This is a genomic window from Companilactobacillus ginsenosidimutans, from assembly GCF_001050475.1.
Taxonomy (GTDB): domain Bacteria; phylum Bacillota; class Bacilli; order Lactobacillales; family Lactobacillaceae; genus Companilactobacillus; species Companilactobacillus ginsenosidimutans.
Genome location: NZ_CP012034.1, coordinates 2,097,272 through 2,114,367 on the forward strand (window position 1 = coordinate 2,097,272; position 17,096 = coordinate 2,114,367).

The 17,096-nt window shown below is 37.0% G+C and carries 16 protein-coding genes; 10 read left to right on the forward strand and 6 right to left on the reverse strand.

Features of this window, described 5'->3' with window-relative positions:
• The first annotated feature begins 1 nt into the window (after window position 1).
• From ABM34_RS10505 to ABM34_RS10535, 7 genes are all read left to right on the forward strand, one after another.
• Window positions 2–817 carry a two-component system regulatory protein YycI gene (locus ABM34_RS10505; RefSeq protein WP_048705592.1) on the forward strand — a complete coding sequence of 272 codons (816 nt, stop codon included), beginning with the start codon at window positions 2–4 and terminating at the stop codon, window positions 815–817.
• The gene (locus tag ABM34_RS10510) at window positions 810–1,613 is read left to right on the forward strand and encodes an MBL fold metallo-hydrolase (RefSeq protein WP_048705593.1); all 804 of its coding nucleotides are present in this window, start codon (window positions 810–812) and stop codon (window positions 1,611–1,613) included. Before ABM34_RS10505 ends, ABM34_RS10510 begins: the two co-directional genes overlap by 8 nt.
• A 145-nt stretch (window positions 1,614–1,758) precedes the next feature.
• Entirely contained in the window at window positions 1,759–3,147 is a 1,389-nt protein-coding gene (locus tag ABM34_RS10515) for a S1C family serine protease (protein ID WP_048706543.1), read from the forward strand.
• Window positions 3,148–3,531: 384 nt separating this feature from the next.
• Window positions 3,532–4,011 carry a 23S rRNA (pseudouridine(1915)-N(3))-methyltransferase RlmH gene (rlmH, locus tag ABM34_RS10520; protein ID WP_048705595.1) on the forward strand — a complete coding sequence of 160 codons (480 nt, stop codon included), beginning with the start codon at window positions 3,532–3,534 and terminating at the stop codon, window positions 4,009–4,011.
• An 8-nt stretch (window positions 4,012–4,019) separates the two neighbouring features.
• On the forward strand, window positions 4,020–4,559 hold the full coding sequence (locus ABM34_RS10525; RefSeq protein WP_048705596.1) for a TetR/AcrR family transcriptional regulator: 540 nt from the start codon (window positions 4,020–4,022) through the stop codon (window positions 4,557–4,559).
• Window positions 4,560–4,657: 98 nt separating this feature from the next.
• Window positions 4,658–5,641, forward strand: a complete 984-nt coding sequence (locus ABM34_RS10530) for a DUF5692 family protein (RefSeq protein WP_048705598.1) — start codon at window positions 4,658–4,660, stop codon at window positions 5,639–5,641.
• A gap of 151 nt (window positions 5,642–5,792) precedes the next feature.
• The gene (locus ABM34_RS10535) at window positions 5,793–6,836 is read left to right on the forward strand and encodes an acyltransferase (RefSeq protein WP_083988310.1); all 1,044 of its coding nucleotides are present in this window, start codon (window positions 5,793–5,795) and stop codon (window positions 6,834–6,836) included.
• A gap of 53 nt (window positions 6,837–6,889) precedes the next feature.
• On the opposite strand, the gene ABM34_RS10540 is transcribed toward ABM34_RS10535, so the two are convergent.
• The 3 genes from ABM34_RS10540 to ABM34_RS10550 all read right to left on the reverse strand — a co-directional run bounded on the left by ABM34_RS10540 (window position 6,890) and on the right by ABM34_RS10550 (window position 9,002).
• Window positions 6,890–7,528: a matrixin family metalloprotease gene (locus ABM34_RS10540; RefSeq protein ID WP_048705601.1), complete on the reverse strand. Its 639-nt coding sequence runs from the start codon at window positions 7,526–7,528 to the stop codon at window positions 6,890–6,892.
• Window positions 7,529–7,614: 86 nt separating this feature from the next.
• Window positions 7,615–8,553, reverse strand: a complete 939-nt coding sequence (locus tag ABM34_RS10545; protein WP_048705602.1) for a nucleoside hydrolase — start codon at window positions 8,551–8,553, stop codon at window positions 7,615–7,617.
• Window positions 8,550–9,002, reverse strand: coding sequence for a MarR family winged helix-turn-helix transcriptional regulator (locus tag ABM34_RS10550; RefSeq protein WP_048705604.1), 453 nt, complete (start codon window positions 9,000–9,002; stop codon window positions 8,550–8,552). Before ABM34_RS10550 ends, ABM34_RS10545 begins: the two co-directional genes overlap by 4 nt.
• 82 nt (window positions 9,003–9,084) lie before the next feature.
• Between ABM34_RS10550 and ABM34_RS10555 the strand changes: the two genes are divergently transcribed.
• Window positions 9,085–9,936: a fructosamine kinase family protein gene (locus ABM34_RS10555; RefSeq protein ID WP_048705605.1), complete on the forward strand. Its 852-nt coding sequence runs from the start codon at window positions 9,085–9,087 to the stop codon at window positions 9,934–9,936.
• Between the two features lie 129 nt (window positions 9,937–10,065).
• Window positions 10,066–10,713, forward strand: coding sequence for an SDR family oxidoreductase (locus tag ABM34_RS10560; RefSeq protein WP_048705607.1), 648 nt, complete (start codon window positions 10,066–10,068; stop codon window positions 10,711–10,713).
• 403 nt (window positions 10,714–11,116) lie between these two features.
• Here ABM34_RS10560 and ABM34_RS10565 read toward each other — a convergent pair whose 3' ends face one another.
• Window positions 11,117–12,283 (reverse strand): MFS transporter, encoded by a 1,167-nt coding sequence (locus ABM34_RS10565; protein ID WP_048705609.1) that lies wholly within the window; start codon window positions 12,281–12,283, stop codon window positions 11,117–11,119.
• A gap of 78 nt (window positions 12,284–12,361) precedes the next feature.
• Window positions 12,362–13,789 (reverse strand): carboxylesterase family protein, encoded by a 1,428-nt coding sequence (locus tag ABM34_RS10570; protein WP_048705611.1) that lies wholly within the window; start codon window positions 13,787–13,789, stop codon window positions 12,362–12,364.
• Window positions 13,790–14,350: 561 nt separating this feature from the next.
• On the opposite strand from ABM34_RS10570, the gene ABM34_RS10575 reads away from it, so the two are divergent.
• Window positions 14,351–15,772: a DHA2 family efflux MFS transporter permease subunit gene (locus ABM34_RS10575; protein ID WP_048705613.1), complete on the forward strand. Its 1,422-nt coding sequence runs from the start codon at window positions 14,351–14,353 to the stop codon at window positions 15,770–15,772.
• Window positions 15,773–15,812: 40 nt separating this feature from the next.
• Here the strand turns inward: ABM34_RS10575 and ABM34_RS10580 are convergent, their stop codons facing one another.
• Window positions 15,813–16,988 carry an MFS transporter gene (locus ABM34_RS10580; protein ID WP_232298594.1) on the reverse strand — a complete coding sequence of 392 codons (1,176 nt, stop codon included), beginning with the start codon at window positions 16,986–16,988 and terminating at the stop codon, window positions 15,813–15,815.
• Window positions 16,989–17,096: the final 108 nt, after the last annotated feature.

Sequence of the window (17,096 nt, forward strand, 5' to 3'; positions counted from 1 at the left end):
CATGGACTTTAGAAGAATTGAAATTATCTTCCTAGTAGTATTTCTGTCATTGGATGTATTCCTATTAGTTTCATTTCATAATAGTCAGCAAGTTATTTCTAATTCAACAACTGGAGTAACTTCCACTTTGACTGATATGAGAAAGCGAAATATTACTTTTGGTAAATTAGATAAAAAAGCTGGTCAAGCTTATTACTTAGGTGCTCAACAATCTAATGACCTGGCTGACAATACGTCTAAATTGCGTAATCAAGAAATTGAATACAATCAAACTTCTTACAAATTGATGAGTACACTTGAAGAACCAATTAGTATCAATTCTGATAATCGTAAATCTAAATTGGATAGTTTTATGAAGAAAGAATCTAATATCTTATTTGGTTCGGAGTATACATACTCACCACAATTATCATCAAGTACTCAACTAGTTTATGCTGAGACTGGACCTCTTGGAGTAATGTACGATAAGACTGGACAATTAATTTTCTCAGTCGTAAATGGTAAAGTTGTTAGTTATACGCAAACTTACATGAAGACACTTGATATTTTGCAGGAAAAACAAGCTACTAAGAGTGAGCAAGATGTCGTCACTAACTTGTATTCGAGTTCGGAGATTCCTAACAATTCGAAGATAACCTATACAAATATGGCGTACACTAAACTTTTGGAAGCAAAAGGTAGTACAATTTATATACCGGTTTGGTTTATTAGTATTCACAATAAAGATAGCAAGGTAGATACAGTTAAAAAGGTCAATGCCTTCACTGGTAACATACTTAAGACCTCGTCTAATGGAGAAGATTATAGTAATGAGTGAAGATAGTTTAAAAGTTAGTGTACTAGCAAGTAGCAGTTCAGGTAACGTCACATACATCGAAACCCCCGAGCACCATGTTTTAGTTGATGCAGGGATGTCAGGTAAGAAAATCAAAGAGTCACTTGAAAGTATTGGAAAAGATATCAATACCATTGATTCACTCTTTGTGACGCATGAACATTCTGATCATATTAAAGGTGTTGGAGTTTTGGCGCGTCGTTACAATTTGAATGTTTATGCCAATGAGAAAACATGGGATGCCATGTTGCCCAAAATTGGTAAGGTTCCAGAAGACCAAATCAATGTTTTTCAACACAATAAAGTTATGACGTTAGATGATTTGGACGTTGAAAGTTTTGCGGTATCACACGATGCAGCTGACCCTCAATTTTACAAATTCCATCATAATGGCAAGGACTTTGTTATTTTGACAGACACAGGTTACGTTTCTGATCGAGTTGAACAAACCATCAAAAACGCTGACGGATATTTGTTTGAGTGTAACCATGATGTTGAAATGTTGAGAAATGGTTTTTATACTTGGCCACTGAAACAACGTATTTTGAGTGAAAAAGGTCATCTTTCAAATGATGATGGCGCTAATGCGTTGATGAGTGTCTTGGGTAATCGAACTAAACAAATCTATTTGGGTCACTTGAGTCCTGAGAACAATACTAAGGCTGTGGCTCACGAAGCAGTCGAGCATATTATGGAAGACCATGATTTTGGAGTTGGTAGTGATTTTTTGATTCACGATACTGATCCTAAAATTGCGGATCCTTTAATATCGTTGTAAAATTTGAATATAGTTAGAAAAGGTAATTTTTGCAATGCAATTATTGCCTTTTTTTGTAACTATTTTGTCAAACAAGTTTCACACTTTTTTCAAAATTAAATTGTATAGTGTACTTACAACACTAATGGGAAGTGAGCATTGGTTTATGGATGAGAATAATAATAAGAATAGACAAGACGATCAAGGTGCTAAAAAAAGTACCAAGAAATCACTATGGAAGACAGCAATAGTTGCATTTGCTTCAGCAATTCTTGGTGTCGGTATTGCATACGCAGGTTTTACCCACATGGGTGGATCAGTTCCTAATACTGCAACATCAAACGGACCAGGTACGACTGAAGTGAGCCAATCAAAGGTAAATACTTCAAGCACGATGTCGAAGGCTTACAAGAAGGTAGACAATTCCGTTGTGTCCGTTGTTAATTTACAAAAGCAAAAACAAAACGCTTCATCTGATGACTTTTCATCAATCTTCGGAGATTTGTTCGGAGATAGTGGTGAAAGTTCAGGTTCTGGTGACAATGGTTCTTCAGATAACTCAAATGGTACAAACGGAGCTAACGGCTCAACTGATGGCTCAGGTGAAAACGGTTCGAGTTCATCTGGATCATCTTCATCAAATTCTGACAGTAATAAGTTGCAAGAATACAGCGAAGGTTCTGGTGTGATTTATGCTAAAAATGATGGTAAAGGTTACATTGTAACTAACAACCACGTTGTTTCTGGCTCAGATTCATTGGAAATCATTTTGAAAGATGGTACGAAATTAACTGGTAAATTAATTGGTTCCGATAAGACAACAGATTTAGCTGTTATTGAAATTGATGGTAGTAAAGTACCTGCCACAGCAACATTTGGTAACTCAGATAACTTAACACCTGGTGACACCGTGATTGCAATTGGTTCACCACTTGGTAGTCAATACGCAACTTCAGTTACACAAGGTATTATTTCAGCAACTAACAGAACAGTTGATACTCAAGACCAAACAACTGGTCAAACTACTGGAGAAGCAACAGTTCTTCAAACGGATGCTGCAATTAACCCAGGAAATTCAGGTGGTCCATTAGTTGATTCCGCTGGACAAGTAATTGGTATTAACTCAATGAAATTAGCATCAAACACAGATGGTTCTTCTGTTGAAGGTATGGGATTTGCCATTCCAAGTAACGAAGTTGTTAAAATTATTAACCAACTTGTTAAGAACGGTAAAGTTTCAAGACCATCACTTGGTATTCGTGTAGTTGACTTGAATCAAATTTCAGATGACTCACAAAGTTCTCTCAAACTTCCAGATTCAGTTACACAAGGTGTAGTTGTATACAGTGCAGAAAATGATTCTGTTGCTAAAAAAGCTGGATTGAAGAAAAATGATGTCATCGTTAAACTTGATAAAAACAAAGTAAGTTCGGTTGCTGACTTGCATAACGCATTGTACGATCATTCTGTTGGCGATACGGCAACGTTGCAGTATTATCGCAGTGGAAAATTAAATACAGTAAAAATTCATTTAACACAAAAAACGACCGATTAAATTAATAGCGTGAAACTGTTGCATAACAGTTTCACGCTTTTTTTTGAACAATAACTTAAAAATATGACGTTAAACTTCGGATTTTCAAAAGCTGAATATTTTTCTGATTTCCACACCTGTGTATAACTTGTGGATAAGTGGAAAAAATATTGTTATCGTGCTGTAGAAAAAGTTATCCACAATCCACAAGACGACTGTTGATAACTTTTGTGGATTAATTAAAAAAGTTGGGTATACGCCTATATGTCAGTGTTTTAGTTGTTCCACAGTTGTACACAAACTTTTTGTGAGGTGTGGATAACTCCAGTTAATATATTTTTCGGATTTTAATTTGTATTTGGCATGTTGTGGATTGTTTATTATGATAGGAACAAGGAGATCATCATGAACATAAAATTTATTACCGTTGGTAAGTTAAAAGAGAAGTATTTAAAAGCCGGCATTGCTGAGTACGCCAAGCGTTTGAGTGCGTTTTGCAAGTTTGAAATCGTTGAATGTGCGGACGAAAAAGCACCTGAGAATTTGAGTGATGCACAGGATAAACAAGTTAAAGAAGTAGAAGGTGAACGTATCCTTGGTAAGATCAAGGATAAAGAGTACGTGATTTTGCTTGATTTAAAGGGTAAAGAGCTTACTTCTGAAGAGTTAGCCAAAAAAGTGGATGACTTATCCACATATGGAACGAGCGACATTACTTTTGTTATCGGAGGTTCACTCGGAGTTAGCCCTGAGGTGAAACAAAGAGCTGATTACAGCATTTGTTTTGGAAAGTTCACATTACCTCACCAATTAATGCGTTTAGTCCTTACAGAGCAAATATATCGTTCGTTCATGATTAATAACCACCGTACTTATCACAAGTAGGAGGCAATATGGATACTAAACAACATTTGGCACGTACCTTGAAGAGAGTTATGCAAACTGTACCTGTGGATAAAATTACAATCAACTTGTTAACAAGTGAAGCCAATGTGGCTCGAAATACTTTTTATTATCATTTCGATGATATTAATGGATTGCTGGAATATATTTATGCTGAAGAAATTGTTTATCAACTCGATGCATATAAGAAGCAACAGAACTGGACTGACGGGCTGAAAGTTTTAGTTGATTACATTGATGAAAACCGCAAGTTTTGTCTGAATACCTTCAAGTCGGTTAATCGTAGTTTATTGGAACACTTTTTATATAGCGTTGCCTTTGACATGGTCACTGGTGTTGTTCACGATCTACATCCCAACGCCTCATTTAAATTGAGAGATGAGATTGGGAATTTTTATGGACTAGCTTTGAGTAGTCAACTTATTCAGTGGCTGACATCTAATATGGATGAATCGAAAGAAGAATTTTGCCAAAGGATGAACCGGATGTTATGTGGTTCTATTGATAATGTTGTAGCGCATAATAAATAATTTGGTTAATCTGGTCTGATTGTCCATATTAATAACTCTAGAAAGCGTTTACACTTAAGCTGTAAATAAAAATAAAAACCTTTCTGGAGGTGTTTCTAATGTTCTTATTTCAAAACATTTCAGGGGCAGATTGGTTAATGTGGGTCGCAATTATTGCAGCACTTATGCTACTCAACGAAGCTGCCCGTGCTAATAAATGGATTGGATTGACACTTTTCATTGCCGTTCCAATTCTACTAACGATTTTCGTCTGGCCAACTACGGCAGGCGCAGGAAGCAGTACCGGAACATGGTTCCACTGGGTAAAAGTTTATTCGGCATTAGCTGGATGTCTTGGCTTTATGGCACTACGTTTCATTCCAAAACTAAGCAGGAACAAGTGGGCACTATTATTTCCACCTATCATTTTGGCAGTTAACATTCTTGAAGCTGTCACACGTGACTTCCAAGTTTATGGAATGCACGGAATGGTTGACGGAGTGTTCATGAATGGTGGAGTTTGGAACATCATGAATGGTGTCGCTGGTATTATCAATATCATTACAATCACTGGTTGGATGGGAATTATCATCAGCCGTGACAAGCAAAAAGATATGATTTGGCCTGACCAAATTTGGCCATGGATTATCGCTTACGATCTATGGAACTTTGCTTATGTATACAACTGTGTAGGTGACCACTCATTCTACGCAGGTGCCGCATTGTTACTTTCATGTACATTTGCCGCATTCTTCATCAAGAAGGGTTCATGGCTACAAGCTCGTGCTCAGACTCTAGCATTTTGGATGATGTTCACGATGAGTGTGCCAGCATTTGTAACCAATTCTCAATTCGCAGTACAGAGTACACATTCAAACGCAGCACTGTTTACAGTTAGTTTCATCGCATTATTAGCTAACGTTGGAGTATTGATTCTTCACATTGTTAGAGTTACTAAATTCCGTAGGAACGCACTTAAAGACGACGTATACGCAGGTATGAAAGCTCATGATCAAGTATTAGCTGACAACTTGCCAGAAAATGAAATCCCTAAGGATTTGAACTTAAAAGGTGGAAATGATTCATCAACACATACGGCATAAAAAATAAATTGGCGTAATGTTCATTCTGGATGTTACGTTTTTTTATTTTTCCGCTGATTAAATAATTGTTACAATCCGAGTAATTTAGTCCATTATGGAACTAATTTCTGTAAAATAACTTGTGTTATTAATCTTAAATGTAGGGGATTTTATGGTAAGAAAAAGACTTAGCTACATCGACTACTTAAAAATCACCGCCATGTTTGGGGTGATAATGTCGCATTCGCTAGCAGAAACATTAAACCAAAATCGTTTCTCATTCGACTGGCATGTGAAAAATATCTTTCTTGGTACAGTATCACCAGCAGTCGGGATTTTCTTCATGGTTAGTGGGGCATTAATATTATCGAGTACAAAAACAGACAACATTGGATATTTATTTAAACATCGACTAGTAAAAATTATGGTTCCATTCTTGATCTGGTCAGGAATATCAATTCTGGTCATGATGCAATTGGACGGAAATGTTTCGTGGGGGATGTGGCTTCACAGGATGCTGTTGCTGTACAACAGATTTCCAATTATTCCTTTCTGGTTCTTATATCCACTAATTGGTTTTTACTTGTTATCGCCAATTTTAAAGGCGTTTGTCGACAAAGCAAGTATGAGAACATTAGATTATGCAATCATCTTGTGGTTCGTGACGAACATCTGCCTGCCGTTTATCGCGCAATTGTTGCCAAAGAAATTCGGAATTTATTTTACATATATTCCAAATTCAAATTTGATCATTTTAGGTCAGACGATTGGTTATTTCTTGCTTGGGTACAGATTAGACAAGACTCCAATTAAACCACACACATTCCAGTCAAATGTCGTCGCGACACTTTTACTTTTAGCAATCACAATTATATTGAACTATGAAAATTTGCTGTATCACTGGCATATTCCGGTTATCGGTTATGCACCATCAATTTTTGCTGTAATATTAGCCATGGAAATTTTCTTAATGGTTAAAAAATGGGATTACTATCATCCACTAACCAGATCTCGACGTAGAAGGGTAACATTACTTTCGACAATGAGTTATGGAGTGTATTTAACACACGGAATGGTAATTCAAATTATCGAAGAAGCATTTCATATTGATAACTTCTTCTTAGTATTTTTATTAACCTCAGTAATTTGTTTAGTATTTACATATGCTGTCAGTAAAATACCGAAAGCTAGATTTTTCCTTTTAGGGATGGACTAAAAAAACAGGCACTCAAGACTTAATCGTCTTGGATGCCTGTTTCATTTTTTACATTATTTATAATACAAATTAATTGCGGCAACATCTTTAGCTGTGATGTCAGTATTTGGTGTCTTGTACCACATAATTGATCCGTCTGAATCAGTGTGTGTATCTTTCAAACCCAAAGCGTGGCCTAATTCATGTTCGACAACACGTCTGCCCATTGTTGAAAGGGTAGCTTGTGGAATTGTTGTTTTTGAGAGGTCAATTTTTGAGGAAATTACTTCGGTGTAACCTTTAGATTTATTAATTGTATTAGTAGTCAAACCATTTTCAGCGCTGCTTGTTCCACTATTGGTGAAAACGATTGATGAACTGTTCTTATCTTTTGATTCGTACAAGTTTACTTTAGTTTGCATGTTCCATTGAAGTGCAGCGGCACGGATATCTTGTTGAACACCCTTGGCTGTTCCAGGTGTGATGTAGTAAGCAATTGTGTTTGTGTCGAAATGTTCATTTTGAGTAATATCAGATGTGTTTGAAGTTGCTGTATTACCTAATGTTTGAGTTTTTGTTTGTGTAGTTTTTGAAACAACTAGTGAGTTTCCAGTTGAGTCGGCTTTTGCGTCTTGAATTTGACTAACAGAAATTACTGGTGTTAGTAAAAGTGTGGCAGTAGCTAGTAATGCAATCTTTTTGATGTTTTTCATAAATAGCAATCCCCCTGTAATACCTAGCCTAATTATAGTACATATTCATATTTTTTCCATAAATAAAAAAATAAGACCCGCAGGTCTTATTTGTCATAACTCTTAATTGAGTCTAATAAGTATTTTACGAATGCCTCACGATCAACGTCTTCGAGAACCTTGACATTGTTGTGTTCTTCAGCATAGACACGTCTGTCAGGGTAGGTCATACCTCTGAATTGGTCATTTGTTAAACCAACATCGATTGAGTAATTTTCACTCTTAGTAAATAATTCTGGTTTCAACATGCTAATAACAGCACAGGCATCGTGAATTGGGATTTTAGTCATACCTTTTTCAAGTTCGGCTCCAGCATAAAAATCAAGGATTGAACTGGCCATGACACCAACTTCGCCTAAATCTTTAATAGATTTGATTTCATCCATTGTCATATATGCTTTGTTCTCGGTTAAATTCAAACCTGAAAGTGTAACGGGTACACCTGAGTCAAAGACAATTTTAGCGGCTTCAGGGTCAACATAGGCATTGAATTCAGAAGCTAAAGTTATGTTCCCTTGTAAAGTTGAGCCACCCATAACGTAAATGTGGTCAATCTTTTCGTGAATTTCTGGGAAAGTTTTGAGTAGTAATGCGATGTTAGTCAAAGGTGCAGTGGCGATAATGTCTACAGGTTCGTCACTTTCGGCAAGTTTGTTATAAATAAAAGTAACCGCATTTTCACTAGCTAAAGGATAATCCAAACTTTCTTTAGGAAAGTCATATCCTTCCATACCAGTTTTACCATGGATTTCACCGGCAGTCTCAATTTCCTTGACTAATGGTTCTGCTTGTCCGGATGCGAGTTCGGTGTGTGAGCCTAAAAATGTTAGCAACTTCTTTGCATTTTGTGTGACGTAATTCAAGGCCACGTTTCCACCAACTGTTGTTACACCGATTACATCGGCAATCTCTGGATGTGCCAGCAATACGGTGATTGCGATGGCATCATCAATACCAGGATCACAGTCCATAATTACTTTTTTCATTGTTTCTTGACCTCACTTTGCTCTGTATTTTGCAACTTTTCGGGCAATTTTTGTAAAGCGTGCATAAATCCTCGTCGTTCAAAAGCACCAAGGCTTGAAAGGATTCGTTGGTCATTTTGTTTCATGAAATCATCAATGTTAGTTTGAATCTTAAGTGCCTTTTCCAAGACGGTGATTTTCTTTAATCTTGAATCTGATTCGACAGCCTCACGCTTAATTAACTCTTTTTTCTCCATAATTTTGAGAATATTAGTTGCAGTCGATCGACGGATATTAAATTCTGCTTCAATATCCTTTTGAAAAACGTCCTCGTTGTTAGGAACACTAGTTAAAAAATCAATTATTTGAACTTGTGTACCTGTTAAATCATAGGTTGATGCAAAATCATTAACACTGCGAGAAATCTCGTTCGACGCCACCTTAATCAAATGAGCGATATTACCCGACATACGTATCCTCCTTGAAGCCCCATTATTGTTCCTTCTAAAATTATATCATGATAGTATTGAAATATGCGAAAGGAAGATAGAAATGCTTGTTGATAAAGATTGGTATAGTGAATTAAAACTCGGTAATATCGAAAATATTGAACCAGTTTCTGGCGGGGACATTAACTTGGCTTTCAAAGTCACATCTTCTACAGGAAAATATTTTTTAAAGGTACAACCGAATAATAATGCAAGTTTCTTTGATCATGAAGTAGAAGGCTTGAATTTAATTAATTCAGTTGCTAACGCTCCAAAGGCTATTAGATCTGGCACGTTCAAAGGCAACGGCTATCTAATTTTAGAATATGTTGAATTTGGAACTGATTCTGAATATGCCTTGGGTAAACTGGTTGCTAAAATGCATCAAAAGCACAACGACCAGTTCGGTTTGGATCACAATATTAAGAATGCTAAAAATCCTAAAATCAATACGTGGCAGGATAACTGGGGTGACTTTTATGTCAAACAACGGCTGGAAGTATTGGAAATTCAAGTTAAACAAAAGGGACTCTGGAATGGTTATCGAGAGAACTTATTAGATAGATTGAAAGCAAAAGTTTATGAGTATTATTCCAATCATCCAGTTAAGCCAAGTTTGATGCACGGTGATTTGTGGAATGGTAACGCTGGATTTCAAAGCGACCATCAACCAATTCTTTTCGACCCTGATGTATTTTTTGGTAATCGAGAAATGGATATTGCTATGACACTGCTTTTTGGCGGATTTAGCAAAGACTTTTATGATGGCTATCAAAGTGTTTACCCACTAGATGAGGGATGGGAAGATCGAGTTTCCTGGTATCAAAGCTACTATTTATTAGCACATCTTAATCTGTTTGGTGAAGGATACGGTGCAAGTCTAGAAAACTCATTAGAAAGATCAATAAGTTTTTAAAATGTTGTTACCGTATTCATAAAGTTTATAATTATATGTGTATCTTGGTATTTATGAGAAACATATTTTGTAATTAGATATATGCTAATTTATATTGAAAGTAGTTAAAAAAGACGGGAGATTCTGAATATGGCAAACATTTTAATATTAGGTGCAAACGGACAAATCGCACAATTGAGCGAAAACATTTTCTTGGATTCAACAGGTGACAACATGAAGTTGTATCTAAGACGTGCAGATCGACTACGCGACAAGGCCGCACAATATGAAGACAGAATCGAACTAATTGATGGGGATACAACAGACGTCGATAAATTAGTTGATTCAATGAAAGACGTAGACATGGTATACGCTAACTTAGCAGGTGGTAACATCAAGGACCAAGCTGAGTCAGTTGTTGAGGCAATGCACAAGGCCGGCAAAACAAGACTAGTATGGATTTCAACATTAGGTATTTATGACGAAGTCCCTGGCAAATTTGGTCAATGGAACAACAGTACTTTAGGCAGCTACATCACAAACTACGCTGCAGCAGCCAAAGTACTTGAGGATTCAGACTTAGATTACACAATTATCAGACCAGCCTGGTTGACTAATAAAGACGAAGTTGATTATGAAGTTACACAGAAGGGTGAAGCATTTAAGGGTACTGAAGTTTCTAGAAAATCAATTGCCCAAGTTGTTGTTGATATTGCACAAGATCCTTCGCAGTTTAGCAAAGCATCAATTGGTGTTAACAAACCAAACACAGACGGAGACAAACCTAGCTGGTATTAGAATGGTTTGAGGTTCACTGCCGTCTGGAGGTTCCGTACTGCGGGGGCGGAACGCCATGGGAAACGAGTGAGCCAAAGTGCGGTCTCACTAGATTTCCTTGTTGTAAGGCCGGCTTATGGCCGACCAAACAACAATTGCACGGCTGGCTCCCCGCAGTACTCCACCTCCAGACTAGTTGGCTCAAACGTTTAGATACGAGTTTAAGTATCTTAACTTGTACGGTTCCTTTTAGGACGCAGATTAAATGAAATGAATATTAGCAGTTAATAATAAGGCATGCTTTCCAAACTTTAAGGAAGCATGCCTTTTTTGATAAATAAAAATCCTCTACTATTAGATTCAAAATCTATTTAGTAGAGGATTTTAGTAGTACCAATGTAATTAATTTTAGAATAGTGCAGTTTTAGTTATACTGTACTGCTGCATTAAGCTTATTTCTATTGAATAAGTAGATAATTGCTGTTAATGGAATGAGAAGTAACATTGCCGGGTAAAAGAATTTTAGTGGAAAAATAGTTGGTAAGATTCCGCCAATGATAGGTCCAACTGACATTCCAATATCACTCCCCAAATAATAAGTTGCATTAGCAAGGCCCTGTTCTTCTAAGGGGGCTAATAAGAGGGATGTTGATTGGGATACAGAAACCATAATTCCAAAACCGACTGCCATTAGCACAGCTGCCAAGATCATTTCAAAGTTGTTTTGCATAATTGTTAATAAGATGATGTAACCAATTGTCGCAATTATGCAGAGAAAAAACCAAGTTCCGAATGATATAGTATCAAAATAATTTTTTAATAGAATACGGATAATAATCAAAGCAATTGAATAACATATGAAAAATAAACTTACAGTGATATTCAAATGCCGTTCCTGAACGTACATGACAATATCAGCTTGGGTAACGAAGTATGGAATAGATAGAAGTGAAAATATTATCGCTACTGGTAACGCATCACGCTGAATAATCTTGAAGTGCTGGTCTTCCAACTTAACTGAAGGCTTTGCATGATTATCGATTAATTGTATAACAACAACCATGGCGACAGCACTCACACCAGCCAAAGTGATAATGAATTTATATCCAAGAAGTTGATAAATACTGATTGCTAAAGCAGGAGCAATTGCCATTGCAAGAGCATTTAATAATCCGTAATATCCCATTGCTGCTCCAAGATGTTGTCGAGGTACTAAATATGCCATCCAAGTTGCTAGACAAACGGTACATAGTACGAAACCCGCACCATTTATGATTCTAAAAAATAATAGCGAGGATGCATTAGCAGAAAAAAGGTATCCGAAATCGCCAACAGCGCATAGAATTCCCCCGATTAATGAAAGACGATATTTAGAAACTCGATCAGTTAAATTTCCGGCAAATGGTCTTAATATCATTGAAGTGATACTCATAACCCCAACGATAATACCCGCAAAAGTACTGCTAATTCCTAAATTCCGAGCATATCCGTTCATTAGTGGATTAACTGCTTGAATACTAAATTGATAGAAGAAAGTTGCTAACATGACGCAAATAATATCTTTTGAAAAAAACGAAAATTTCTTTGTCAAAACTTATTTTGCTCCTTTAAAATCTGTTTAAAACCAAATAAAAAAGGCGGCTATAACCACCTTTATATTAAAAATTAACTATGGACGAGGAACAACGTCAAATAGCTCTAGCACAGTTTTGGCATGTTCAACTCCGTTATAAGGTCTCTGACCAATATCTTTGATGTTAAATTGGTCTGGTTTCACTGGTGACCATAACTTTTCATGTTGATCAGTAGAAAAATTGAGTAATGTTTGACTAATAAATCCATCACGATCAAGTTGTTCTTGGCTAGCATCAGGTGCAGTTTGGCCGACGATACCGTACATATCTGTACCATGATAAGCAGGAGAACCTTCAACTGGGCCAACGCTTAGTTGATAAACTCGTCCGCCAGCTTGAGCATGATCATGAGCTTCACGTATAGCTGGTATGGTGAAGTTATAATCTGTAAAGAAACGAGTTCTGACAATCATTGGTGAATCTTTGCCAGCTCCACAATGTACGGCAATAGCTTCAGCTTGCTTACGTGGAATGTGGCAATCATAGACCATTTCATCAATCACAGCTTCGATTGTTTTTGGATCAATATTATCTGGCAAGTTAGCAGCATACCAGCTGGCTTCCGCTGTTGTTGAAGTTATTATCAAGTCAATATCTTTATGTTCTCCACTTTTAATAACATCAGCCGGATTAGCTTTCAGCACGCCATTTGGTAAAAATTCATCTTCAACAATACCAATTGAAAGTGTATCAATATTACCGCGTTTCAAAACATCGGTTGGCAAAGCTTTGTTAGTCGCATCCATTAATGATTTAGGATCAACAGTTAGTAATTGCTCAGGTGAAGATAAGTCTAGATTTTTCAAAACTTTATCGGCTAATTCTTCGGCCCACCAAGCTGGAATGTAACGTGCGGCATATCCCGAAAATGCTGCCAAACGATTATATAATCCATCAGCTTCTGGTACAGCTAAAAGTGTTAAAAGTGAAAATGAACCAGCACTATGACCTGTAAGTGTAACTTGGTTAGGGTCACCACCAAAAAATTCAATATATTGGTGAATCCATTTTAAAGCAAGAACCATATCTTGCAGTCCCAAGTTACTAGCGTCTTTAAATTTTCCACCATATTGAGATAACTCAAGCCAGCCAAGAGGTCCAAGACGATAATTAAGCGAAACACCAATAACTTTACCACTAGCAACTAACCCAGATAAGTCAGAAGTGTCTTGAGAATTAGCACCATAAGTCCAACCACCACCGTGAATGTAAACAACAACAGGTAGTTTCTCAGTAACATTATCAGGAGCCCAAATATTAAGATTCAAGCAATCTTCACTCTCACCCTTATCAGAACTTAAAAAAGCAGGATCCGTCAATTGCATAGAAGCAGGACCACTTTGGCTATATTCAGAGTTAGAATCAAACGGAACAATTTGGGCTTTTTGGAATCGATCAGCAGTACCATAAGGAACCCCAAGCCATTCTTTAACGTTATTAAATTTTTTATTAGTATGTGGCATTTATAATAACCTCTTCAACATTTAGTTTGCTTAAGTTCAGCATAGTTTAACTATAAACTGTACCTTAACGTGACAGTCAAGTAGAAAAACGAAAGAAAAAATTACAATGTCAAATAAGAAAAACATGGACAAGCCCAAAGGGCAGAGTCCGTGTTTTTGTCTCTTAAGGTATTGATTTTGACCTTGCAAGAATCACCAACAAAACAGGAAAGCACCAATCCACACAAAAATAGTAAGAATTATTAGTAACTCCAAATAGAGCACAAATACAGGTGGAGGAAGGAAATCGATTTGGTCTCAGTAGCTAAATTTCACTTAGTCGAGTGAACCTATCGGCTTAGTGAAAGGGGCAGCTTGAAGACTTTTCGTACTTTGAAAAGGCTCCAAGTGTCCCAGCTACATTCCAGACCAAAAATCGATTTTCTTCCGGAACCGGAACTTTACCACCATATAGAATTTAAACTAAAATCAATTGAAAACGTTTAAATAAAAATAATCCTTACGAGAAAACCAAAAATCTGGTATATTAATCTACCGTTGCCACAAAAACGGAGGTATTTTATGAGCACTACCACAAAAAATAAAATAAATACAAAATTAGAACACCCATTTCTAGCATTAATGGGCGTTCTGATTGGTGGATTTGTCGGAATGTTAAGTGAAACATCACTAAACATCGCATTGCCATCAATTATGAAGGCTTTCTCAATTGAAACTGGAACCGTACAATGGTTGGTTACTGGATACATGCTAGTAATCGCCATCGTGTTGCCACTTTCAAGTTTATTGACAAAACATTTTTCAACCAGGGGATTAGTTAGATCCGCATTAATAATTTTCATCATCGGATCAATTGTTGCTGCATTAGCACCTGATTTCCCAATCCTACTTACTGGTCGTATGATTCAGGGTATCGGAACCGGAATTATCCTGCCACTAATGTTCTCAATTGCCATGAGAATTTTCCCACCTAACAAACTTGGTGCCGCACTTGGTGTAGCAGCATTGGTTATCATGTTTGCACCAGCTATCGGACCTACACTTGTCGGAATTATTCTCGGTGTACTTTCATGGAGATGGATATTCTGGTCATTCATCATCTTCCTATTAATTGCATTAGCATTTATGGAAAAGAATCTGACAAACGTTTTCGAAGTCACTAAGCCAAAAGTTGATTGGTTGGCAATCTGTTTATCAACTGTCAGTTTTGGATTAATCGTTTTCGGAATTAGTTTCCTATCCAAGAATATGACCTTAGCTTTGATTGCTTTAGTTGTTGGATTAGTTTTACTAGTCGTTTATATCAGACAACAATTACACGCTAAAACTCCAACACTCGATTTCAAAGTGTTGAAAACACCTAGATTTGTAACTGGATCATTACTAGTTATGATTGATTTTGGTATTACACTTTCAGCTATGTACATACTTCCAATGTACATTCAAAATGGACTCGGAGTAGCTGTTGCTTTAACTGGGGTAGTTCTTCTACCCGGTGGTTTAGTTAACGCTTTAGTATCATTCTTAGCAGGCCGTGCCTACGATAAAATGGGTGCAAAAATTTTAACTAGATTAGGATTTATATTTTCTGCTATTGGTGCATTAATGTTTATTTTCAGTGGCGTTCACAGCTCACTTGGATACATTATTGCAGCCCACATCATTATTATGATTGGTGTTCCAATGGCAATGGCTCCATCACAAACTTATGGATTGAACTCACTTGATGCATTCCAATCTGCTGATGGTTCAGCTATTATTAATACTTTCCAACAAGTTATTGGTGCCGTTGCAACTGGTATCGCCACAATGTTATTGAGTACTGGTCAAAACAGTTATTTCTCAAATGGTGGTCATTCAGCCGCGCAAGCCTTTACACAAGGTGCACATTACGGATTCATCTTTACATTTGTTTTAGCTGTTCTAGGCTTCATTATTGCCTTCAGAGTTAAAGACAAGGGTGCTGACGTTACAGAAAAGTAAAAAAATAACGCATTGTAGAAAAAATTCTACAGTGCGTTTTTTAATTGAAGTCATTTTTAGTTTTTTGACGTAATTTAAGAGAGAGAAGTAAGGCGACAACCGCATAGATTGCGGCGATGTAACCAACTGAATTTAAACTTAAGAATCGAACGGTTGTTGAAGCTGATAAAGATCCTAGAGAAATTCCGACATTGGCAAAAATTGATATTAACGATGTTGCGAGTGCAAGTGATTGTGGATAATTCTTTAGGGCTTCATCCATGAATCCCAGCTGAATAGTAGTTCCGTAAATGATTACTAAAGTACATAAAATTGCCAGAACGACGATGCCTAAGATTGAACTCTTGAGAGCAACTCCTAATAGTAGACAGAAAATAATCAAGAGCGAGAAGACGTATGGAAGTTTTTTGAATCCATTATTTTTCGCAACCATTCCAGCAATTTGATTACCAATAATACTCATAACTCCAAGCATCAACAACAACCAGTTAAGTGTGGTGATATTATAGCCAAGCACAGACGTTATGATTGAACGAATGTAAGTATAGAAGGTGTATTGGACAGCCATTACAGCGATTGTAATTCCAATCCCTAAAAGAACCTTATGGTCCTTTAATAGTGATAATTGTTCGACGATGCTGCCGGTTACTTCTGGTTTTTCATCTGGCAACAACCAAACCAACATTGCGAAGACGACTAGTGTCAGCCCAGACACCATCCAGAAACTGGCGTGCCAACTGATCCAAGCTGCGATTGCAGATCCAATTGGAACACCAACAACAGAGGCAATACTAAATCCAGCACCAACCCAAGCCATGACCATTGGACGTTTATCCATTGGCGTCACAATGCTGGCAAAAAGGTTTACTAGGGTAATAATAGTTCCTGCGACTAAGGCGGTCATAATTCTGGCTGCAAATAACCAACCAAGAGTCGGAGCCATTGCTGTCATCGTGTTGCTGACGAAGAAAATTGCAATTAATACCAATAATAATTTTCGCCGATTCCAGTGGCTGGTCATGGTGGTTAAAACTGGTGTGCTGATGGCGTAAACCAGTGCAAAGACGGTAACTAGGATACCAATCGATGAAAGTGTTACGTGATAGCTTTGTGCGATGTTTGAAAGTATACCAACGACCATGAATTCGTTACATCCGAGCATAAATGCTACGAGAATGAATGTTATGGCTCGCAGGCGTGAATGTTTTGCGGTCAAGATTGAACCCCTCTAATCCCCAAAGAATTGCCAAATTGGCTCTGTTTCCAATATAGCAGAAACTTTGTGAAAATGTACGGGTAAATTTGGTAAAAATTGAAACTTTTG

Bases quoted from the DNA above. Each gene is read 5' to 3' on its own strand.
- ABM34_RS10570 (WP_048705611.1), bottom strand. From the start codon at position 13,789: ATGCCACATACTAATAAAAAATTTAATAACGTTAAAGAATGGCTTGGG.
- ABM34_RS10505 (WP_048705592.1), top strand. From the start codon at position 2: ATGGACTTTAGAAGAATTGAAATTATCTTCCTAGTAGTATTTCTGTCA.
- ABM34_RS10550 (WP_048705604.1), bottom strand. From the start codon at position 9,002: ATGTCGGGTAATATCGCTCATTTGATTAAGGTGGCGTCGAACGAGATT.
- ABM34_RS10510 (WP_048705593.1), top strand. From the start codon at position 810: ATGAGTGAAGATAGTTTAAAAGTTAGTGTACTAGCAAGTAGCAGTTCA.
- ABM34_RS10525 (WP_048705596.1), top strand. From the start codon at position 4,020: ATGGATACTAAACAACATTTGGCACGTACCTTGAAGAGAGTTATGCAA.
- ABM34_RS10530 (WP_048705598.1), top strand. From the start codon at position 4,658: ATGTTCTTATTTCAAAACATTTCAGGGGCAGATTGGTTAATGTGGGTC.
- ABM34_RS10560 (WP_048705607.1), top strand. From the start codon at position 10,066: ATGGCAAACATTTTAATATTAGGTGCAAACGGACAAATCGCACAATTG.
- ABM34_RS10540 (WP_048705601.1), bottom strand. From the start codon at position 7,528: ATGAAAAACATCAAAAAGATTGCATTACTAGCTACTGCCACACTTTTA.
- ABM34_RS10535 (WP_083988310.1), top strand. From the start codon at position 5,793: ATGGTAAGAAAAAGACTTAGCTACATCGACTACTTAAAAATCACCGCC.
- ABM34_RS10515 (WP_048706543.1), top strand. From the start codon at position 1,759: ATGGATGAGAATAATAATAAGAATAGACAAGACGATCAAGGTGCTAAA.
- ABM34_RS10545 (WP_048705602.1), bottom strand. From the start codon at position 8,553: ATGAAAAAAGTAATTATGGACTGTGATCCTGGTATTGATGATGCCATC.
- ABM34_RS10575 (WP_048705613.1), top strand. From the start codon at position 14,351: ATGAGCACTACCACAAAAAATAAAATAAATACAAAATTAGAACACCCA.
- rlmH (WP_048705595.1), top strand. From the start codon at position 3,532: ATGAACATAAAATTTATTACCGTTGGTAAGTTAAAAGAGAAGTATTTA.
- ABM34_RS10555 (WP_048705605.1), top strand. From the start codon at position 9,085: ATGCTTGTTGATAAAGATTGGTATAGTGAATTAAAACTCGGTAATATC.